The organism is Psychrobacter sp. SCQQ22 (genome assembly GCF_015864605.1).
GTDB lineage: Bacteria > Pseudomonadota > Gammaproteobacteria > Pseudomonadales > Moraxellaceae > Psychrobacter > Psychrobacter fozii.
On sequence record NZ_JADYWZ010000007.1, the window covers coordinates 35,587 to 58,375 of the forward strand.

The window sequence follows — 22,789 nt, forward strand, 5'->3', positions numbered from 1 at the left end:
AACCGATTAAAGGCTAAGCGTCTTTTCACCGCGTGAAATACCGATGACGCCCGAGCGTACCACTTCCATGATACGTTCGCGACCAATCACATCAATAAAGCCATCAAGCTTGGCTTTATCACCGACGATTTGAATCGTATATAAGTTAGAATTGACGTCAACGATTTGTGCGCGGAAAATGTCTGCACTGCGTTTAATCTCTTCACGTACACTACCAGACGCTCGAACTTTTACTAGCATTAATTCGCGTTCAACGTGTACGTTTTCTGATAGGTTCAGCACTTTAACCACTTCAATCAATTTATGCAATTGCTTGGTGATCTGCTCAATTCTTTCAGGTGAAGTAATAGTCGTCACAGTCAGACGTGAAATACTTGGGTCATCAGTTGGTGCGACGTTTAGCGTTTCGATATTATAACCACGTTGTGAGAACAAACCGACTAAACGCGACAACGAACCCGCTTCGTTTTCCATTAATACCGAAATCAGATGTTGTTGTTGCATTAGGTACGCTCCCCTTTTGTTAACCACATATCACGCATTGTCTGTCCAGCAATTTGCATCGGATATACATGCTCATTACGATCGACATAAACGTCAATAAATACTAGCTTGTCTTTCATTGCCATCGCTTCTGCTATCTGTGCTTCCATAGTTGCAGGGTCAGTAATTTTGATACCGACGTGACCATAGCTTTCGGCCAATTTAACGAAGTCTGGCAGTGAATTCATATATGACTGTGCGTGACGACCTTCATATAGCATGTCTTGCCACTGCTTAACCATACCCAATTGAGCATTGTTAATGTTCAGAATTTTAACTGGTAAGTTATATTGCAAGCAGGTCGATAGCTCTTGGATATTCATCTGAATAGAGCCTTCGCCAGTAATACAAACCACATCACGCTCAGGGTTGGCAAGTTTAGCAGCCATTGCATACGGCAGACCAACACCCATGGTACCAAGACCACCTGAGTTCAGCCATTGACGTGGCTCATTATAGGTATAGTAAAGCGCGGCAAACATCTGATGCTGACCGACGTCACTCGTGATAATAGCGTTACTATTAGTCACTTTATCTAGAGCTTGTACGACGCTCTGTGGCTTGATGCCATTGTCGGTACTGGTGTCATAACGCAAACCATGACGCTTACGCCATTCGTTAATCTGCGACCACCAGTCAAGCAATGCATGTTGCTCAAGTTGTTTGTCTTCACCGATAATATCTAACATATCAGTCAATACTGACTTCACATCACCCACGATTGGAATGTGAGCAAGAATCGTTTTTGAAATTGACGCAGGATCGATATCAATATGGATAATAGTCGCGTTAGGGCAGAATTTTTTGACATTGTTGGTCACACGATCATCGAAACGCGCGCCCACTGCCAAAATCACATCAGCATGATGCATACTCATGTTGGCTTCGTAGGTACCATGCATGCCAAGCATTCCCAAGAACTGATTATCAGAACCGGGGAACGTACCAAGGCCCATCAATGTATTGGTCACTGGTAGGTTTAGACGATGAGCAATATCTCTCAGCTCTTCGTGAGCCTTACTCCAAATCACACCACCACCAGCGTAGATGATAGGACGCTGTGCGGCTAGTAGCGTCTCTACTGCTTTCTTAATTTGACCACTATGGCCTTTTAGAGATGGCTGATATGAGCGTATAAATACTTCTTTTGGATATTCATAAGCAAACTTTTCGCTAGGTGCCGTCATGTCTTTTGGCACATCGATTACGACAGGGCCTGGACGTCCAGACTGTGCAATGTGAAAGGCTTTTTTAACAATCATTGGAATTTCGCTAGCATGGCGTACTTGGAAGCTATGCTTAACGATAGGACGTGATACACCGACCATATCTGTTTCTTGGAAAGCATCTTCACCGATGAGGCTGCTTGGCACCTGACCTGCGATGACAACCATTGGCACAGAGTCCATAAAGGCAGTAGCAATAGCGGTCACAGTATTGGTCGCACCAGGGCCTGATGTTGCCAGCACGACGCCAGTATTACCAGTCACTCGCGAATAAGCATCTGCCATGTGGCCTGCTGCTTGCTCATGACGCACCAAGATGTGCTCAATATTCTCTTGTTGAAACAAGGCATCATAGATATGAAGAACTGCACCGCCTGGATAGCCAAAGATATATTTGACACCTTCATCCGTCAGCGATTGCACCAGCATCTCAGCACCAGACAGCATTACAGGCTGTGCACTACCTTCAGCAAGGCGTTGTTGCTTTTCTTCAAAATTTTTGGCAGCATTACCCGTTTGGGTATGTCCAGTCATATTCGGACTTTGCGTGGTTTGCGTCACTGTCATCACCTTTTTTTTTGGTAAGCAGTAGCAGTATTTTATAAAAGAAAACAACGACGTTTGCACATGGTTATTCAGCTCGTAAAAATGAGTGCTAATACTTATCCATATCAAGAATGTGTGCCCGCTATATTTCAGTCATGCTGTTTTATAAGACAACATAGTACTTAAACACAGCAATATATGTAGGGTCAGCTCTGTGATAGGAGTTTATCGATGTACAGTGACAAGATGCGAATGCATCTATAAAAGAGGCTTATTATTGATCATTAACACGAACCAGTATCTATACTCGATTGATATATACGTAGGCATTAGAATAGGTGGAAAAATAACTTTGATAGCCAGTAACACATCGCAATATCATTAGATATTACAATAGGCTGATTGAAGATATCTCTTCCCTAAATCTTGAGCCGTGTTTAATACAATCGCTAAAACGATACTTAGCGCATTTCAAATAACAAGTTTATCTTAGTCATTGTAGACAGATAAGTCCGGAGACAATGTATACAGTTATCAATAGCTGTCATTCATAACGACTACTACCGTTGCTATATCATTATCACAAAGAAAAAAGAACGGTATAAGCCACTGATAAGTAACCCGTAGTTCTCGTTTTCAAGTGCCACGGCAATATCATAAAAGCCGCTCACTGACCAATCAACTCCTATTATATTCGGCGGTTTACGAGCCATTGTCAAGAAAAACTTCTAAAGCCCATCCCTAACTATTAGTTATTAAATAATATACATTCATAAGAATTATTTGCTAAAATCAAACGCTGGTACATTTTTAGTACCATTCAAACACTAAAATGTTATATTGACACATATATAAACATCTGTTTTTTTACCAATTAAGAGGATTGCTACAATGGCATATGCATCTAAGATAAATACTGCTGCCAAACTGCTTGTGAGTATGAGTACGGCGTGTATGCTAATGCTGTCCATGAATGCCAGTCATGCTATTCAGGTTTATAAGTCTGTTGGTGCACACGGCGAAGTAAAATATAGCCAACATTCTCCACAGAATGGCAAAAATATCGAACTGATTGAGTTCCGTAGTGACGGTAGACAGAACAACGCAGGAAATTTAGCTGGCAAAACAGATGCCAATCAGAGTAATGCCCCTAGTGCAGAAGAACAAAGAGTGGCAGCACTTGAGACACGTATTAAAGAGCAAGAGGCACAAGCCAATGCACAGCGTTGCCAATCATTACGCAGCAACTTGACCAATCTAAATGTTGGCGGCCGTATCTATGAAATGGATGCCAGTGGCAAACGTCAGTATCTAGATGGCCGCGAGATTGAGCTTAAGCGTGAGCGCGTACAGCAAGCGATTGACCAGTATTGTGGCAATCCTACTACCTAGTCTCAACGCTAGTTTTAGGAATCAACCAGCAACTGCATAACATGACGAATGGCTACTGGCATATCTTGAGCTTGTAGCCCTCGTTGTCCTATCAAGAGATGACCGCGATCACTCTTGCCACTATTATATTGATTCGTCTGACTAACCAATATATCCCCTGCTAACCCATGTATGATAACCGCTTGATGCAAACTGCGCATCTCCGGCTCCAAATCCTGTTGTGCTAACAACCCAGCAATGACACCAGACAACACATCGCCCATACCAGCGGTTGCCATGCCAGCATTACCAACACCACAAACATAGATCTGCTGTTGATCTAAGCCACTCTCTAAAACCAAAGACCCTGCACCTTTGAGCACCCAATTGCCACCATACGTCTTCGCACATAGTTTGATGGCTGATAATCTATCTGACTCTATCTCATGTATTTTTTTATTCAGCAACTTAGCAGCTTCACCACTGTGCGGTGTTAAAAAAACCTCATTATCAGTACTATACTCTCGCAATTGGGTGATGAATTTATCACTTTTCAACTGTAACGATGCCAAGTGATAAAGCCCGTCAGCATCTATAACTATTGGCTTTTTCGCTGTCATAGCAGCTTGTATATAATTTACGAATAATGCCTGTGCTTTATCGTCACGGCCCAACCCCATACCAATAGCTACCACACTGGCTGCCTTGATTAAGTGCTGCACACCTTGAGTATCATGCAAATTGATAGTCATGGCATCTGGTAGTGACGTCAACAGTGCGTTATGAAAGGCTTCGTGGCAGGCAACAGTGATTTTACCCGCTCCTGCCGCCATCGAACTTGAGGCAGACAGTATCGCTGCCCCGCCCATACCTTGTGAGCCATCAACACGATTACCACCGATGACCAGTACGTGGCCGTAGCTCCCTTTGTAGCTATTTTGACGCCGTGGACTGAGAGCATATCCAGTAGTAATCAATTTGGCTACTGGCTCAAACGCTACATTGCCTACCTGATAAGGTATCAGCGGTATATCGGTTACCTGCCCGCTATAATCTACCCCGTCTTTAGTATGCAATCCAAATTTCCGCGCAATCAAACATAAAGTTGCATCCGCCTGTATCGCTATACGGTCGAACACTTCACCAGTCGAAGCAACCACACCACTTGGAATATCAACCGCAATGGCCAGCCCATTATTTTGCTCCGTTAATTCATTAAAAGCTCTAATTACCTGCTTATAGATACCTTCAGGTTTACGATCCAGCCCTATACCAAATAGTGCATCGATATAGACATCAGTTTGTAGCGCTGTTGCTCTCAAATCATTTTGGCTATCTTCAAAGCGCTCATACTTGCAATTAGCAGATCGTGCTACCTGTAAAGCCTTTTGGGCATCTGTTATTGAATTTTTGCTATTAGAATTTTTCGTTATATCACTTTTATCAAAACTAACTTGATCAGAGTCGCTATTGCTAAAATCACTATCCTCAAAACCCACTGTGACTACCTGTACCTGCCAGCCAGCTTGCTTGAGATAGTATGCAATCAGCCAACCATCACCGCCATTGTTGCCTTTTCCTACCCAGATACTCACCCGATACTGAACGTTATGACGATGAAAAAAATTAGCAGATTCTGATGAATGATGGTTTGAATATTTTTTCTCATAAAGCTGCTCGATATGCTTCGCCATTTGCCAAGCTGCTTGTTGCATTAGTCCGAAACTATCATGACCTTCATCAAACCATGCTTGCTCCATTGCGTAGAGCTGTTTACTACTATATAGCGCTACAGGGTGTTTCTTATTGATGAATGAATGACCGTGTATTCGCATGACTTGCCCTCAACTGTTTTTATTAGATTGTTTTATATTATTCTGACGCTTAATATTGCCTCATTGATATGAAGACATATCCTAGCTTAGCAAAAGCCAGCTTTGACTTGTGTATCAATATGAATGCGAGTTTATTGTCTTTTATGCTTGCGCTATTGGCTCACTCGCTTATCATAACGGTACTCACATCAACGCTTACTATTACACATGAATAACTCATCTACACCAAGCCTACCAATATCTTCTACCAAACAAGTAGCTGGCCAACAACGAACCGCTACTATTGATGATGCACTCGCAAACAAGATTGCGCTCAATAACACATCAACATTTTCTACCACAACAGACGTCAAACAATGGATCAAGACTCAAGCACAGGCGCTAGGGTTTGCTGACTGCGGCTTTCTATCCGTGCACCACCCTTTGTTTGCTAAACAAATTGTACAACTGCAGCAATGGTTAGAGAAAGGTTACGAGGGACAGCTACAGTTTATGCACAGCAATCATGAGCTACGGGCGAACCCTGAGCAATTGGTCGATGGTGCAAGAACTATCATCAGCGTTCGTATGGATTACCTGACTCAAGCACCGAAACCCCGTGCTGTCACTGACAATGATCTTCCCAACCAAGGTATCATTGCGCGTTATGCCAGAGGACGTGATTATCACAAAACAATGCGTAGTCGTTTAAAGCAATTGGCATTAAAAATAGAAACAATGCTTCCTGAATGGCAACATCTCAATATTGGGTCAGAGCGAGATTTTATCTTTCGACCATTTAGCGACTCTGCACCTATCTTTGAGCGCCCTATTGCCGACGCTGCGGGTCTTGGCTGGACAGGTAAGCACACGCTACTCATTAATAAACAAGCAGGCTCATTTTTTGTGTTGGGCGAGCTATTTATTAGCCTTGAGTTGCCAGATGACCAACCTATCAAAGAGCATTGTGGTAGCTGTAGCGCCTGTATTGATATTTGCCCTACCCAAGCAATTGTTGCACCCTATGAGCTCAACGCTTCAGCCTGCATCTCCTACCTCACTATCGAGCATAAAGGTACCATTGATACCAAGTACCGCCGAGCGATTGGTAATCGCGTCTTTGGTTGTGATGACTGTCAGCTTATCTGTCCTTGGAATCGCTATGCCAATATCACACCTGTAGAAGACTTCGCACCACGGCACAACCTTGATAGTAGTAGCCTACTTGAACTATGGCAGTGGCAAGAAGCTGACTTTATGAAAAAGACTGAAGGCAGTCCACTAAGGCGCACAGGTTATGTTAGCTTTTTACGCAATATTGCAATTGGACTTGGAAATGCCAATGCCAGTACAGATACTGTTGCTCAGTTACAGTCAAAACTGGGTGTACACAATGAGATATTAGATGAACATATCCTTTGGGCAATAACTGAGCAGCAAGATAAATTAAAGGCTATTGAGTCTTAAGCTTGTATTTGTCTAAACAAAAAAATACCTCTTATAAATAAGAGGCATTTTTATTAGCGCATATTTTTGTGCTATTAGTTACGAATATTATGGCTTAGGAATACGTAATACTTGGCCTGGATAAATTTTATCAGGATCAGAAAGCATTGGCTTGTTTGCTTCAAAAATCTTCATGTAGTCACTTGCTGAACCATAAACATCTTTGGCAATCTTAGATAAGTTATCGCCAGACTTAACCGTATACATGGTTGACTCAGGAGCATCTTCTTCGATATCAATATTATCGATGACTTTTGCAACATTCTGTACGTTACCAATTGCGATGATTGCTTTTTCGCGGTCTGCTTGTGTTTTGGCTTTACCACTGATCTCAGCAGTATCCGTTGAGCCATTATATTTAATCTTTAGATCGCTGATATTTAGATTTTGCTGCTGAACACGACGAAGCAAGATATTAGCGACTGACTGCGCTGAAGGCTCACTACTCTGTACTGGTGTATTAGCATCTGCTTTGGTTTCTGATTTAGCATTATGCTCGGCTTCATCACGATTAAAAATTTTATCACCGATGTCTTTTGCAAAACTGAACATACCCATATAACTGCTCCTTAAAATATTATTATTAATCATTATTTTCGATGACGCATAAAATCAAATAGTGAGGTAAACACCTGAATTTCGTCATACCTTATTACTGCTTACCAAGATGAGTATAGACAAAGGTAGTTGAACTGGCTAGTAATAGTATGTTGAATAATGTTGAATCGACGTAGCTTATGTTAATAAATACAATTTACTCATATGGAAAGCTCATTTTACAAGACATAAAAAAACCGCTTATCAATTAAGATAAGCGGCAATACAAAACTTGCTAAGCTAATATAGAATTATAGCTGTGCTTGTACGTAATCAATTGCTTTTTGAACAGTCGTTAGTTCTGCTGAATCTTCATCAGGAATAGTGATGCCAAAATCGCTTTCGAATGACATAACCAATTCAACTAGATCCAATGAATCTGCACCTAAGTCTTCCATAAATGAAGCATCATTGCTGATTTCTTCAACGTTCATACCCAATTGCTCAGCTACTGCAGCTTTAACTCTTAGCTCGGTATCATTACTCATGTAGATTTCTCCTTTTTGATCTATTATTTTGACAAACCACTATAGTTCTATTATTAGATTCTATAGCATTGTATATAAGTGAGACTTTCAGATTAGTATCGCTATCTGAATGCTTTATAACGGATTATACGTTTTGACTAATGTCTGGTAAAGCTCTGCTATCATACAGTGCTTTGGCCTAAAAGTGTCCGTCATTATAGCACCCTTTATTATAGTTTACACTCGTTCACACAGTTTTTTATTATCACTATGTAACACTTGTGCGTCACTTACATATACATGCCGCCATTGACAGGAATAACAGCGCCTGTGATATAGCTGGCCTCATCGCTGGCCAAGAAATGCACTGCTGCGGCGATGTCTTCTGGCTGCCCTAAACGGCTAATAGGGACAGCATCTAACATCGAGTTTAGCAGACGCTCATCAAGCTCATCCGTCATATCTGTTTCAATCAAACCCGGAGCGACACAGTTAATAGTCACTTGACGTGAGCCAATTTCACGCGCTAAGGTACGGCTAAACCCTTCTACACCTGCTTTGGTTGCAGCATAGTTAGATTGACCTGCATTACCCATCTGCGCGACTACAGAGGTAATATTAATGATGCGGCCACGGCGGGCTTTCATCATGCCGCGTACAGCACGTTTGCTCATGCGATATACTGACGTTAAGTTAGTGTCTATGACATTGCCCCAGTCATCATCTTTCATGCGCATTAGCAAGCCGTCTTGCGTGATACCAGCATTATTGACCAGTACCTGTACCGCACCATAGACGCTTTCGATCTCTTCAAACAATTTATCAATTTGCGCCGTATCACGTACATCTAAGACTCGACCAATACCACCACTGTCATGAAGATAGTCATCGATAAGCTCAGCGCCTTTTTCAGTCGTCGCTGTACCAATGACAAAATGACCTTCTTTAGCAAAACGTTTGGCAACAGCTTTGCCAATGCCACGGCTCGCGCCTGTTACTAATGTAATCGTACGGCTCATGATAATAACTCCATTAATTTCTCAAGGCGGGCAGGTTTGTCAGTAGGATAGCTGGCAATTGGCTGGGCTTGACGCTTCGCCAAATTACTCAATACATTACCACTGCCACACTCGATTAAAATATTAATTTGCTTGTCAGCCAGCTCTTGCATGGTTTTTGACCATAATACAGGTTGGCTTAGCTGTTCAGTCAATGCTTGCTTGATACCCAACGCACTGGTTTCGACACGTGCATGACGATTTTGAATAACAGGAATCGTGGCTTGCTCAAATTTGATGTCTGCCAAAATTTCAGCCAAAGCACTACTCGCTGGCTCCATTAGTGCGCAATGCGATGGAACACTAACCTTTAGCGGAACAGATTTCTTACCGGTATTTTTTACTTTATCAATAACAGCATTAACGCCATCGGCATTACCTGATATAACGACTTGGCCTGGGCTATTAAAGTTGGCTGCACCAACAATCGCGCCATCAACATGTTCAGTCGCTTGCTCACATAAATTTTCGACCCGATTGTCTTCAAGACCTAATACTGCTGCCATCGCTGTATCAATTCCTACAACAGCCTCTTGCATTAACTGACCACGTTTATGAACCAGTCTTACTGCATCAGCAAGCGATATCACATCAGCTGCACAGAGCGCGCTATACTCACCTAGAGAGTGCCCTGCTAAATAACAAGGCTCTGTGACTACTTTCTGTTTCAAGATTCGCCAGATAGCTATGCTAGCCGTCAATAATGCTGGCTGAGTATAGTGGGTTTGATTGAGCTTTTCTTCATCCTGACAGATTGCCCATAAGTCTTCACCAAGTGCATCACTTGCTTCAGCGAAAGTATCACGAATCTCTGGATAGGTTTCAGCAAGCTCACTCGTCATACCAACGACTTGTGATCCTTGACCAGGGAAAATTACCGCGATCCGCGAAGGCTTCTTTTTTGCCATATCGGGTACAGAGGCCATAACCAATATTCCTTATTCAATTGGAAACATCCCTAAAAATAATGGGAGTTGTTATATTATTAGGTACTACACAGAGCCGTTGCGTTCGTTATTTTTCGAAAAATTAGCTGTTAGTGAACTATACACTGACAGGCTCTATTATCATAGTGAGTGCCACCTAAACTGGTGTAGCAGAGAATATCACTAAAATTGTAATAATAGATTGTATCAGTTCACTTTCATATTTACTAAAGGCTAAAAATAAAATATTTATTTTAAAAAACCATAGCAAAAAGCCAAGTTATCTAGCCACATAATATATGATAGCGAAATAACTTGGCTTTCTTTAGCTCAAAACTCATTGCTTGATACAGCTATGCAAAAGCAATAATAGTCACCAGTACTATGACTACTTTTGCATTAGCTAACAAACAACTTAGGCGTCTTGACTTACCTTGAACAACTGACGACCACGGTAAAAACCATCTTTAGTCATGTGATGACGACGATGTTTTTCACCAGTAGTAGCATCAATGCTCAGCTCAGCCACTTCCATACGATGGTGTGAACGGCGCATGTCACGACGAGAACGGCTTTTACGACTTTTTTGAACAGCCATGATATAGCTCCTATACTTAAAAGGGATAAGCTTGAAATTCAGCTTTAATCGATACTGACAGAGGCCATATAATCACAACAACCTAAGTCTTACGCATCATTAGTTAAATAGATTGCCACTCACATAAAATGCTAACTATGTCTAAAATCTATAGTAAATTTGCATAGTCAGCTTCTATCAGCAAGCAACTTGTTGCTAGAATGCAATAAACCGGACATTATACGCATGTTTAATGGATTAATAAAGCCCTGCATCTCACTCTTCTGTAGAAAGCTGATGAAAGGTATCACAAATTCATTAAGTAGTACATTTATATGTGAATTGCTTTTAATGAAACTACAACTTGCCTTTTAGCGAGGCTAAAGCGGCAAAAGGATTTTCTGTTTCTTCTTCTTCTGGAATCTCACCAAATTGCTCTACCGTCATCTCACAGTCATCATGCTTTGGTGACATTGGCGTCTTGAGTAGTATCTCGTCTTCAACCAATTTCTTGAATGGCAATAGCTTCTCTGGTGATTGCTCTGTAATGATTTCATCAAGTAATAAATAATCTTGCTCTTCATTCACTAAGCGTACTTGGCTCTCTTTTTCAAGCAAAGCAATATTAAAATCATCAGACAAATCGATAGACACTGGCTGCAGACAGCGCTGACAAGTTAGCCAAACCTGACCAGTTAATGTAAATGTCAAATGTAAGACATTATTACGGCGATACAAGCTAGCACTGAGCTGTATTTTTTCTTGCTCGTGTTCAGTAGCTAAAATAAGCGCCAGACGTTTGAACGCACTTGGCTCTACTTCTCCTGACCATTCATAACCAGTATCTGCCCACTTATCTAAAGAAATAGAATCGGGCATGCTGGTAGGTAACGGCACTTTTTTGTTATCAGTATGCATTGCTGACGGTTTACTTTCTGGAGTGCTTGACATGCGCGGCCTCATTCATCAAAACGGTGTATAATATTGCCTGCCATACTAACGGAAAGCATTGAATGACGCTAGCGCTAGTATGTTAATATTTTTGATATTGGCACGATTTAACATGACCTGTTCTTCGCCTTTATACTAAGGTGATAGTTTTCATTTTTACCATTTATCTGACCAGTATTTCACTTATGAATTCGTTTAACAATAAAATTGACTTTGCTAACTTACTCTCATCCTCTAAAGCAAAAATACTACTGAAATGTCTTACCGAGTTGGCCAGTGATATGAACTCCACTTCTACCGATTCATTATATCTTGAGAGGAATAGAGCGTTAGAGCGCCTGAGAAATGAATGGCAAGGCCTAGCTACTACCGAAACTGACGATAACGACCAACAATTAGCTGATAATAATGAGCGAGTAGCTACCGACTGGCTCATTCAATTATTCAATACTTTATTTGCTGATCAAAAAGTCATATTGGTGCGTAGTGAAGGTGAACCCGAATACTTTCCTGCCCAAAACAATGAACCCGCAAGAATTGAATTTGCTCATGGGTTTTTTGCCAGTGCATTGCATGAAGTCCACACACCTCTTTATAGGTTGACATGCTAGAAACCTCCTAACCTAATAGTGTACATCGCAATATTACTCATAAGCATCTAAATCGAAACTATCATTTTTTAGGTGATATAATATTGGATAATTAGAGGTGAAAAGAATATTGTCTATATTTTGTAACTACAACCTTTTTTATGCAAATATTAGTATTACTTGTACTCACTCTTGCAAAACATAATAGTGCTTTATCTACCCTACAATTTATTAAATAGGAAATTTGAATTAGCAATTCTTGAATAGATAAACTGATTAATAAACGTAACTGAACAACAACATTGATCATTGATCAGCTTTGTAGCTTGAAGAGCGACATATAATAGTTTAACTTTGTCAGGTATCGTTACTTGACTCAAATAGCTCAACCTCCGATAAAATCAAAGTAGTTCAAAATCATAGCTGTAGTTACAGTTATACAGAATCTAGAAGAGTTTCATAAATCAGGGCGTAATTTAATGAGGAGTGTTGAGCATTCGCAAATAGGCACTGTAGGACGCTAAAACTATTCTAGACATAGTGGCAATGCATATGCTTTAACAAGGTTCATAGCGCAGTACAGAGCCGTTTTAACATCAGATCGCAAAGACAGTAATCCTTTTTGCCATTTCATTGCTAAGAAAGGTGATTGGAATGACTAAAATTACTATTTTTAACACCTGATTGTCTCTATCAGTACCATAGTCAAATGTTCAACACGCCTTAATTTCTTCAAGTTAACCTTTTAGCTGTATTTTCGTTCCCTTGCTACCTGTTGCATAAGTCCAACTCAATCCTGTACCAAAGCCACCTGCCTTTAACGCTCCATTAGCCGTATACCTTATAGAATATATATATTCATCTATGCTGTAGACTTCTACTAAATTAAAACAGTACCTTTGATTTGGAAATTTACTTGGGTGGTTTAAACTAAATCTAATAAGGTATTCTGGGTGAAGAATATCTTGCACTGTTCGATTTGGGTTGAGTGTAAGACACCATCTAATGAGACTATCTGCATGAGGTGCTAAGAGAGCTGTCAGTTGAAGCTTCTCAGCAAGACTAAAGTTTATTGCGCTTGCATCTCTTTGATGTTTTATTAAAAGCTGGATAAGAGTAGGGTCTTGGATATTTAGTGCAGTTACAATATCCTCTACTCTATATTCTGCAATAGCTACTTTTCTCACTGTAGATTGCTTGACACTTATGGGAGTTAAGTGAGTGCTTCCATCTGTTAAATCGAATGTAAGATATACATCGGTTTTTGGTGTTCCATTTCTAGCGGTAAGAGGTATACCGTCATTAGAAGCTTTTAACCCTACTATGTCATTAAATGTAAAGCCTAGCTTAAATAGCAAAGCGTCTACTATGTATCTTTCAACCGTCCCTACCGCCCATGACATTGCTACTCTTTTATCTTCAAATATTTTCAATACAAAATGTTCATATACATCACCCAGTTTATCCGTCAGGTGTCCTGCACCAGCTATCATTGTTAAATCATATTGATTATATAATTGATTTAACAAATGACTATTATTCTGTACGTCTATCAAGCTCATAAAATTAACCTTATTTAAATTAGAAAGGTTAATTCATATTGACTTACTTTGCTTAAACACGGAGAATGTTAACTTTTTTAGGTAAAAATCCGTATGATTATAGTTTCTCCCACTCACTTGAAGTTAATTCGCAAAAAGGTAGGGCTAACACAGAAGAAAATTTCTGAAATGCTCAATGTAAGTAGTAAAACATGGCAACAGTGGGAGTCAGGAAAAACTCAAATGCATGAGGCCTATTATTTTTCTTTGAAGGAAAACCTGAAAGATGAGTTAGATATAGACTCCCTTATTTTGGAAGTTAACAACCAGACTGATAATGAATCTATTACATTACGTCAAATTGAAAAGAATGGTGAACAGTTAGCTAAAGACACTCACGTGATGGAACTAGCTAAAGCTAAGGACGCAAAGTTTACTTTTATCGATCTGTTCGCTGGTATTGGAGGAATTAGACAAGGATTTGAGAGAAATGGAGGTTGTTGCGTATTTTCATCTGAAAAAGATAAATTTGCTCAATTTACATACTACTCTAATTTCGGCATTGTTCCTTTTGGAGACATTACTACGCTAGATATAGATGCAGTTCCTGATCATGATGTGCTCTGTGCTGGTTTTCCATGCCAACCTTTTAGTAGTATTGGGAAAAGAGAAGGGTTTGAACATCCAACTCAAGGCACTATGTTTCATGAAATAGTTAGAATTTTAGAACGAAAAAAGCCCTCGGTAGTTTTTCTAGAAAACGTTCCTGGAATAGTTAATCATGAAGGTGGAGAAACTTTAGATATTATAATTAAGACATTAGGAACACTTGGCTATAAAGTCGATTATAAAATATTAAATGCAAGTGATTTTGGTGTCCCTCAAAGTAGAAAGCGCTTTTATTTAGTAGCTTACTTAGATCATACAAGAGAATTTACTTTTCCGAAACCGCCGATGATTGAGTCAAATATCGGGGATTTTGTAGAAAAAGACATACAGGGATATACCATCTCTAAGCATCTTCAAAAAAGTTATCTATTCAAAATAGATGATGGTAAGCCCACCTTGATAGATCAGCAAACAAGAGGCAGTACTAAAACGCTAGTAGCGAGTTACCACAAAATTCAGAGGCTGACAGGAACTTTTGTTAAAGATGGCGAAACGGGTATTCGTTTGCTCAGTGAAAATGAATGTAAAGCTCTAATGGGATTTCCAAAAGACTTCAAAATACCTGTTTCTAGAACTCAAATGTATAGGCAGATGGGTAACTCAGTCGTTATTCCTGTTATTGAGGAAATGGCTGCTTCAATAGTGCCATTACTGAGTGGCAAGTAAATTGATTTATTAAAAGATTTTTCTAAACTTTAGACCTCTTGCAAAAGTATCAGTTTATTGACTTCCACTGACGGAGTTACAAGGGCTAGCGATGACTTATGCAAGAGGTCTTTTATATAACTAATATTAAAATCTTGATCTAAAACTTGTATTATAAATTTCTGCAGGAGCTGGTGCAGCCGTTCCCAGCTTTTGCTTAATTTATTTAGTAGATACCAATTGCTTGGACTCAGCTGAACTCTTGCATCTCTATCAGTTGGATTAATTAAATGCTTAGTAAGCACAGGATCCCCGTACAATACTTTTGAGACACTTTAGGTATAAGAGATCGCCTTTACCCCTCTTCTTTTTCAGTAGATAGTTTAAAACGCCACTCGCTTTGCCTTTACTATAGTCAGAGAATTTAACGGTCATCACTATCGCTCGCGACTACCTTTGAGTATTCAATACTGTTCTTTATCAGTATGTGCAATTGTGCCTTAATTTTAGCAAGCTCATACTTATCGCTACGAATAGCGATCTCTTTATTGAGCTTTGCCCTTTTATAAAGAACGATAAGTTTTGATTAAATACTTAGTTTAAACAAAGTCACTGTACAATTATTTTAGATAATCGCTCACTCTCACGGATGTAGAATGCATTAGACATACACATCTCATGCCATCCTTTCCAATAGTTATTACTTTTCTTTGAATACATTGAACTGTCCCACATATCTTCGATCCAAGGGTTGTGGTGATATTTATCAATAATTTTAATTGGATTCTCTTTTGCCCAAATAAGTTCGTTATAGTCTAGCTCTGAAATCAATGCTCCTTTGATTTTTTGAAGATGATGCTTGCATAAATATTTTAGGGTTAAAGATAATAAGGCTCTGTCCTCAGAACCGCCTATACCAACCTTATTACTGACATGTACACGAGTGTCTAAAATCAAGCCACGCCAACTGTCGCAGTGCTTGATAATAACTAACTCACCATTTTCTGTATTATTACGGGCAAACCAAAGCGATTTAACATCATTATCATCATTCCCTTTTAGTAGACGATTTACATTGTCTTCAATATCAAGACCAAATTCAAATTGCTCTTTCACAAAGGGTTTATTTTCATCATGCAGTAGCCAGTCTGATTGGCAGCCAAAATAATCTGCTAGCCTTTTTAATTCTTCAAATGATGGCTCCTTGCGACCTTCAAACCAATCTTCGATCATACCAACTCTATCATATCCGAATGCTTCAGCAATCCTTGAAATACTTGGCGTATAAAAGCTGTTAGCTGCTTGAGACTCACTCAAAAGAAATTTCAGCTTGTTAGCCAGAAGCTTTAAACGATCGTTACGCAAATGAGCATCAAAAAAGTCTTTTAACTCATCAATAGCCTCAATGTAACTTCCACCTTGACTCTCAAAGGATTGCTCTAAACGATATTGAGCTTCAGCATTGATTGAGCGCCCACTATTTTTTGAAGCTTCAGAGATGAGAGCTTTTAATTCGTTAGGAACTCTTAAGTTGAACTGTACATTTTTTGACATTCATAAGTTCCAGATAAAAGTTGTAAGCAGCAAACTTAATGATTTTATCATATAGGTATTGTAGCATTGTTAGCATTATGCTAACATTATTTGTAACTAAAATACTAAGAGACGCTAATGTCTAAACATACTGTACAGATGAACGTCCGAATACCAAAAAACTTAAAAGATTTTGCTGTCAACGATGCAAAGAATCAATTCCATTCACTCTCCAAATATGTAGAGAAGTTGATCTCGAAAGAAAAGGAGCGTAATGAGCTATTAGCAAAAAGAAAACATTAAATTGCTACGAAAGTTAATGAGATTAAACCAATTTTTGCAAAGCACTAGTGAATAATAATATGAGACCTTCTCTTAAAGACCTTTTTGACTCTAATGCTAAAGTAATTTACTTAAGTCGCTTCAAATTGAAGAAAGTAAATTGGTCAAAAACTACATATAGTTTTAGCTCTTTAAGCAGATCTGACTACTTCTTCAAAATGCCTGTCATTATTCAATCAGATGGTTTGCCTTGGAAGATAGCCAACCTGTATTTAATAGGTCAACTAGATACCCCTAATCTTTCAAACATGAAGACCTTATCTGCTAGAGCTATTCATTTAAAATACTACCTTCGGTATTTAGAGCATAGCAACCAACATTTTTTAGACTTACCCACTCAATATCAGCAAAGAGTCCCACACAAGTTCAGATCTTTCCTGCAGTCTGTAATAGAACAGCATGACTTTAGTGCTGAGTACATTAATACCATTTTATCCTCTGTTGTTCATTTCTATAACTATATACAGAATCAAGCTTTGATACCTTCATCTGATATTGAAAATAAACCTTTCACAGAAAGAAGTATTTCAATAGCTATTAACAACAATGTTGGTCTCTCTAAACGCATCAGCGTTATGACAAATGACCTTAAATTAAAAAGCAGTAGACAACCTATTCCATCACTAGGCAGGCTAAGGGATGGCGGTAGTTTGCGTCCTCTAAGTCCTGAAGAACAAGAAATTATTTTCAAGGCATTTGATAATGATTATGCATCAATAGAACTAGAGCTAATGATAAGAATAGCTCTTGAAACAGGAGCTAGACAACAAAGCGTATGCACCCTTTCTGTAGCCTGTATTAAAACCGCTCTTGATTATCTGGAACGACATTCGGAGTCAGAACATGCCGTGATAAAAACTGGATACAGACACAAAACGGACTCAAAAGGTGGGAGGCTAAACCGCTTAATATTTACACGTAGTCTAATTTATCGTTTAGCAACATATATAGATTGTGAAAGAGCTGAAAATAGAAGGAATAAAATAAATAGTTTTTATAGTGGAACTGAAGATAACTATGTATTTCTGACTAACACTGGTAATCCTTATTTGACGGCTGAAAGAGAACTTATAGATCGTAATAATCCTCAATCAATTTGGAACACTAAAGCTCCAGTCATGGTTCCTAAGAATGGTCAATCTTTGAGAAACGAGATAAAGAGATTTATTGATAAAGCTCAAAAATTTGAACCTAATCTTCAAGACTTCTCATTCCATGATTTGCGTGCTACCTATGGGATGAATATAGTTAGAAACCTTAGAACTAAGGGCTACCCCGACTCTAAAATATTTGATCATGTCAGACAAAGGTTAAATCATAGAAGCTTAACAACCACTGAAGCCTATCTAAAATTTGACTCTGAAATAAATGAGTTTAACGATATACAAGATACTTTTGGCGTAACATTTGATAAAGGTAAATATTATGTCTAATTCTTTTTGTGACCGACAGCTCATCGAGATAAATACAAAACAAGCAGATGATATTATTCATCCTCAATATACAGTGATTGTAGGCTCGAGATCTGACGGTGTTATCTTTAAAGTTGATGTTGGTAGAATCTGTTATATAAAAAGAGAAAATAGTTCTGGTAATTTGCGTCACAGAACTAAACGTTACATAACTGGTTTAGTTGACAAATCAACATTATCTTTAGAGCGAGTTGAATGGTTGAGGAAATATCTTAAGGAAATACTTCAAAAAGGCTTGAGAGATGAGACTGTGCGAGGACACCTTCACACACTAAGATATTTCTTTGATTTTTGTGATTTTAAAGGCTCTAAGCCTCTTACTCTAGATGACTTAATATCTAATTATAAGTATTATCAAATTACTCTTTACCAAAAGGCGCGTTTAAGTGAAAATTCTATAAGTGCTACAACTCTTTATGGCAAACTCAATACTGCAAGAGATTTTATAAAAATAGCTTATGAATTATCTGATAATGATATGCTTAGTATTATTCCAAAGCACCGTTATATGGGATATAGCGGTAAAGAAAGAGAAGCTTCATTGGAAGACTTTAAATGTTATTTACAGACCTGCATTACTTACTTTAATGAATTTTCGGACGCTATACTAAATAAAATCTACCCTATACCTATCTCTTTAGAGAAATCGTCAAGTAAAAATTATTATTGGGACTCAACTCAACCATCCGGCATAAAAAAACTACCTAATTGTTTCGATAACAATGGAAAACCTTTACCTTTTGATGAAATCAAAACTATTTTATCGCATTATTATGCTAACGAATATTCCCAAAAATACTTTTATAGAGATACCTTAATAAATCATAGAAATAAATGGATCAGTGAGAAATTAGACTGCAGAAAAACTTATGCTTACAATCTATGTACATACTGCTTCTATTACATATACCTCACTTTTACTGCTGCCAACATACAACCCACACTTGATTTAAAAATATTTGATTTAAATATAGAAAATCTTGGTTTATCAACTTTTGCTAGAAAACATAAATATCGAGCAGGTAGACAGATTGAATTTTCCGCTCCTCCTCAGTTAAAACGTTATCTTATACAGTACTTAAAACTTAGAGAATGGGTCGATAGCTTTGGCCTTTCTGGAGATTGTGGAGAATACTTATTTGTGCGTATTGGCGAACACGGTCAATTAAAACGTTTTTCACGTAGTTCTACTGTCGAGAATTCTCCTCTTTTTAAAGGATTGAAACGAATTACTGCTAGAAACATTAGAAACCTATGTGCGGAATATTATATAAAGCACTCTAATGGAAACCTATCCTTAGTAGCTAGAAAGCTTAATAACTCTTTAGCTATAGTAGCCAAATCTTACTCTTCGATTGATATCGAATCGCAAGCTATGGAAATGAATCAGTATCATGAAGAAATGAGTAATACAATTCTTAGGTCTAATAGAACCAATAGACAAGTTATATCAATTAAGACTTCTACTGAATACGATACAGAACGGATACCAACAGGCTCTTGTTCTAACTTATCAGATAACAACCCTGTTAGGGCAGTAGGTTTCAATAACGAAGCCCCTGCTCCCTCTTGTGCGACTTTTGAGAGTTGTTTGTTCTGTGAATACTTTGTAGTCCACATAGATTTTGAAGACATACATAAGTTATTAAGTCTAAGAGAAGCCTTACTGAAATCTTCTGAAATTCGTGACGATCCTGAGCATCATCTCACTGCTATAGAGCCATCACTATATAGAATTGAGGAGATTATTAATGTTCTTCAAGAAAAGAACAATGAAGTCATTACCCTAATTGATGATGCTAAACAGAATATAGATATGCAAATTTATGATAAATATTGGAGCAATCATATAGAGTTTTTGACATTAGTATCTCAAAAAAATGACAAGGGAATGAAATTATGACCAAAATAATGATGCGTGAATCGCTTGTCAAAGAAATACAACCTACATCCAAAGATTTGATCAAAACACCTGTATCAGATTTAGTTGTAACCCTCTCTAAAAATGGAGAAGCATTATCAGTGTTCTCTGATGATATTTGGGACTATAGTACTACTAGCAATTCCCCTAAAACTATTAACTTTAAATATAAAATTCAGAGCCTATGCACATTTAATACTATCGATAGCAATAAATTTAACTCAGCAGTTAAGTTTTTGAAAATATTTGCTTTGAATTGGATTTGTGAGGTGAATGGATGTTCTATGTCAAAATTAAATGGTGATTTAGTCGCTATCTCTTTCTTAGTTAGCTATTGTGTAAACAATAATATTGACTTCGACGATATATTTACTGACGCTAATGCAATTAATTTTCTAGTTACCAACCTCTCTTCAGAAAAACAAATAGGTTTACACTTAGGTAAGATACAAAGGTTCATTGATACAGCATCTGTTTTAAATCAGGATAAATTTTGGTGTAATCTAAAACCTTCAGAAGGATTTTTACACAAGCTAAAAAAAACTAGAAAGTCTTTTCCTGAGACCTCTCAAACTCTTCAAACTATGATTATTCCTTCACGCATTTACCAGAATCTTCTAAAAGATACCATTCAGAGTTTGCAAGTTTTTAATAAATATGCTGAAAAGATATCATATGTTTTTTCAGCACGTACTAAAGCAAGAGACGAAACATTAAGACCAGATGAGTGTATGTTTGTAAGCAAGCTCAATGATTCACAAAGGAGTTTGGTTAGTGTTCGTTGGAAAACTGCTATAGAAGCAGATACGGAGCTGGCCAACATTTTACTGGAATTAGAAGATCTAGATATTATCAAGGATGCTAGTTGGTCAGGTTTGACAATCAGCTTAGGTCAAATACAAATGAAATGCGCTTTTATCATAGCTGCGTTTACAGGTATGCGAAAAAGCGAAATATTAGCCATTCCTTTCGATGGGCTAAAATATATCCATTCCGACAATGGGAACATACCTGTAATATGGTCAACTACGACAAAACTTGAAAGCAATGGAGTACCGAAATTTACAAAGTGGGTGACAGGCTCAATTGTTGAAGAAGCCTTTAACGCAGCTAAACTCATCGTAAAAGGTGCTTTGAAATGGTCTGGTAATAAGAGCCAAATAGAAACAGATGATAGCAAATTACCTTTATTTCTATCGATTGAAAATGGAAAGTTTGGCAAACATCATCCGCATTTTGATTATGCAACGACTGCATTCAATACACACCTTATTCAAAGAATTATGTCATCAGAGCACCTATTAGTTTCAGAACAGGACTTAGAGGAAATCAGTAACTTTTTATACGGTGATGAATTATCTAATAAGGTTAAATTAGGTGAGCCTTGGCCTTTAGGTTTTCATCAGTTTAGGCGCTCTTTAGCTGTATATGCTGCCTCTAGTGGTTATGTTTCATATCCTACTCTCAAATCTCAGCTAAAGCATATAAGCATGATAATGACAGTCTATTACACTGACTCAAACTCCAGAGCAATAAATATTTTAGGAAATGGTCCTGAAGTTATCGCTATGAAAAAGGAGTGGCAGGAAGCCAAAGCAAGAGTAGAGTCAGATAATTTACATGAGTTGTTAGATAGCGGTGTAACTCTAGCGGGTGCGGCTGGCAAAAATCTACAAAAAAAACGAGCAGAGAATAAACTCCCTAAATTCTTAGACGATAGAAATAGCACTAAGAAGGCGGTTAAAAACGGAAAAATTCGCTATCGAACTACTTTAGTTAGCGGATGCATGTCCATTAAACCTTGTGACAAAGGCGCTGGTATCTTAGCATCTGCATGCATCTGCATGCATCAGCTGTGAAAATGCTGTGTTTCTGCCAGAGTCTAGAAGTAGTTTACTACAAACCAAAGATTTCTATGAGTCTCAACTCACTTTAGGCATTTCAAAACGAGTCCATTATGAGTACGAAACGAGCATTAAAAAAATCGATAGCCTTCTTTCAGTATTAGTATTAAGTTAAGGAAAAACAATATGAAAACCAGTCAAGCAGAACAGGTTTATTGGGATGCCTTAGAGCGCCTCATAACTAATACAGCTAAAATTGTCGATACGAAGTCATCCCGTTTCAAGCTTACTAGGGACGCTGTAGATAGAGAGGCAGGTAAAGGAAAAGGATATGTTAGAAATGAGAGGTATCCAAAACTGTGCGGGGCTATAAAAAAAGCGGAAGAAGAACGTAAAAACCTTGTTCCAAAAACCCTTAATGGTACTGCTAAGCTAAAACACGAAAAAGAACTTAAATTAATAGCTAAATCAAAGTATATTACACTAAAAAAAGAATATGACCTTCTGATGCAGGATTATCTTAATATTCTAAGACAGAATTTTGAGCTTCAATCAGAACTAGTAGATTCCTCTAATGCTAGATTGGTTAGAGGAGCCGATAAATAGCTTAACCTTTTTACTGCTCATTTAGCTCTAATCTATTTATATAG

18 protein-coding genes and 1 pseudogene are annotated in these 22,789 nt (G+C 38.2%); 8 read left to right on the top strand and 11 right to left on the bottom strand.

The window, feature by feature from the left end:
* Positions 1-6: 6 nt before the first annotated feature.
* Together ilvN and I6E84_RS10200 are read right to left on the bottom strand one after the other, a co-directional pair.
* Entirely contained in the window at positions 7-504 is a 498-nt protein-coding gene (gene ilvN, locus I6E84_RS10195) for an acetolactate synthase small subunit (RefSeq protein ID WP_110923965.1), read from the bottom strand.
* Complete coding sequence (locus I6E84_RS10200; RefSeq protein ID WP_197217974.1) at positions 504-2,216, bottom strand: acetolactate synthase 3 large subunit; 1,713 nt, start codon at positions 2,214-2,216, stop codon at positions 504-506. The genes ilvN and I6E84_RS10200 overlap by 1 nt, the downstream gene beginning before the upstream one ends.
* A 990-nt stretch (positions 2,217-3,206) precedes the next feature.
* On the opposite strand from I6E84_RS10200, the gene I6E84_RS10205 reads away from it, so the two are divergent.
* Positions 3,207-3,707, top strand: a complete 501-nt coding sequence (locus I6E84_RS10205; protein WP_110923963.1) for a DUF4124 domain-containing protein — start codon at positions 3,207-3,209, stop codon at positions 3,705-3,707.
* A gap of 14 nt (positions 3,708-3,721) precedes the next feature.
* Here the strand turns inward: I6E84_RS10205 and I6E84_RS10210 are convergent, their stop codons facing one another.
* The gene (locus tag I6E84_RS10210; RefSeq protein ID WP_197217854.1) at positions 3,722-5,521 is read right to left on the bottom strand and encodes an NAD(P)H-hydrate dehydratase; all 1,800 of its coding nucleotides are present in this window, start codon (positions 5,519-5,521) and stop codon (positions 3,722-3,724) included.
* Positions 5,522-5,728: 207 nt separating this feature from the next.
* On the opposite strand from I6E84_RS10210, the gene queG reads away from it, so the two are divergent.
* A complete protein-coding gene (gene queG, locus I6E84_RS10215) occupies positions 5,729-6,967 on the top strand; it encodes a tRNA epoxyqueuosine(34) reductase QueG (protein ID WP_197217856.1) in 1,239 nt (412 codons plus the stop codon).
* 87 nt (positions 6,968-7,054) lie between these two features.
* On the opposite strand, the gene lysM is transcribed toward queG, so the two are convergent.
* The 6 genes from lysM to I6E84_RS10245 all read right to left on the bottom strand — a co-directional run bounded on the left by lysM (position 7,055) and on the right by I6E84_RS10245 (position 11,582).
* A complete protein-coding gene (gene lysM, locus I6E84_RS10220; RefSeq protein ID WP_197217858.1) occupies positions 7,055-7,564 on the bottom strand; it encodes a peptidoglycan-binding protein LysM in 510 nt (169 codons plus the stop codon).
* A gap of 290 nt (positions 7,565-7,854) precedes the next feature.
* Positions 7,855-8,091, bottom strand: a complete 237-nt coding sequence (gene acpP, locus I6E84_RS10225) for an acyl carrier protein (RefSeq protein ID WP_010196746.1) — start codon at positions 8,089-8,091, stop codon at positions 7,855-7,857.
* 269 nt (positions 8,092-8,360) lie between these two features.
* Positions 8,361-9,089, bottom strand: coding sequence for a 3-oxoacyl-ACP reductase FabG (fabG, locus tag I6E84_RS10230; protein WP_110923959.1), 729 nt, complete (start codon positions 9,087-9,089; stop codon positions 8,361-8,363).
* Positions 9,086-10,054, bottom strand: a complete 969-nt coding sequence (gene fabD, locus I6E84_RS10235; RefSeq protein ID WP_197217860.1) for an ACP S-malonyltransferase — start codon at positions 10,052-10,054, stop codon at positions 9,086-9,088. The genes fabG and fabD overlap by 4 nt, the downstream gene beginning before the upstream one ends.
* A 415-nt stretch (positions 10,055-10,469) precedes the next feature.
* Positions 10,470-10,652 (bottom strand): 50S ribosomal protein L32, encoded by a 183-nt coding sequence (gene rpmF, locus I6E84_RS10240; protein ID WP_068408434.1) that lies wholly within the window; start codon positions 10,650-10,652, stop codon positions 10,470-10,472.
* A gap of 336 nt (positions 10,653-10,988) precedes the next feature.
* Entirely contained in the window at positions 10,989-11,582 is a 594-nt protein-coding gene (locus I6E84_RS10245) for a YceD family protein (protein ID WP_197102316.1), read from the bottom strand.
* Positions 11,583-11,920: 338 nt separating this feature from the next.
* On the opposite strand from I6E84_RS10245, the pseudogene I6E84_RS14290 reads away from it, so the two are divergent.
* Positions 11,921-12,163 (top strand): annotated as a pseudogene (locus I6E84_RS14290) (elongation factor P hydroxylase); the annotation flags it as partial.
* A gap of 746 nt (positions 12,164-12,909) precedes the next feature.
* Here I6E84_RS14290 and I6E84_RS10255 read toward each other — a convergent pair.
* The gene (locus I6E84_RS10255; protein WP_197217862.1) at positions 12,910-13,734 is read right to left on the bottom strand and encodes an MspI family type II restriction endonuclease; all 825 of its coding nucleotides are present in this window, start codon (positions 13,732-13,734) and stop codon (positions 12,910-12,912) included.
* Between the two features lie 93 nt (positions 13,735-13,827).
* On the opposite strand from I6E84_RS10255, the gene dcm reads away from it, so the two are divergent.
* Complete coding sequence (gene dcm / locus I6E84_RS10260) at positions 13,828-15,048, top strand: DNA (cytosine-5-)-methyltransferase (protein WP_197217864.1); 1,221 nt, start codon at positions 13,828-13,830, stop codon at positions 15,046-15,048.
* 588 nt (positions 15,049-15,636) lie between these two features.
* Here the strand turns inward: dcm and I6E84_RS10265 are convergent.
* The gene (locus I6E84_RS10265; RefSeq protein ID WP_197217866.1) at positions 15,637-16,581 is read right to left on the bottom strand and encodes an Arc family DNA-binding protein; all 945 of its coding nucleotides are present in this window, start codon (positions 16,579-16,581) and stop codon (positions 15,637-15,639) included.
* 341 nt (positions 16,582-16,922) lie between these two features.
* On the opposite strand from I6E84_RS10265, the gene I6E84_RS10270 reads away from it, so the two are divergent.
* The 4 genes from I6E84_RS10270 to I6E84_RS10285 all read left to right on the top strand — a co-directional run bounded on the left by I6E84_RS10270 (position 16,923) and on the right by I6E84_RS10285 (position 22,745).
* On the top strand, positions 16,923-18,335 hold the full coding sequence (locus I6E84_RS10270; protein ID WP_197217868.1) for a site-specific integrase: 1,413 nt from the start codon (positions 16,923-16,925) through the stop codon (positions 18,333-18,335).
* Positions 18,328-20,277: a hypothetical protein gene (locus I6E84_RS10275; RefSeq protein WP_197217870.1), complete on the top strand. Its 1,950-nt coding sequence runs from the start codon at positions 18,328-18,330 to the stop codon at positions 20,275-20,277. Before I6E84_RS10270 ends, I6E84_RS10275 begins: the two co-directional genes overlap by 8 nt.
* Positions 20,274-22,154, top strand: a complete 1,881-nt coding sequence (locus I6E84_RS10280) for a hypothetical protein (protein ID WP_197217872.1) — start codon at positions 20,274-20,276, stop codon at positions 22,152-22,154. The genes I6E84_RS10275 and I6E84_RS10280 overlap by 4 nt, the downstream gene beginning before the upstream one ends.
* A 171-nt stretch (positions 22,155-22,325) precedes the next feature.
* Positions 22,326-22,745 (top strand): hypothetical protein, encoded by a 420-nt coding sequence (locus tag I6E84_RS10285; protein WP_197217874.1) that lies wholly within the window; start codon positions 22,326-22,328, stop codon positions 22,743-22,745.
* Positions 22,746-22,789 lie beyond the last annotated feature (44 nt).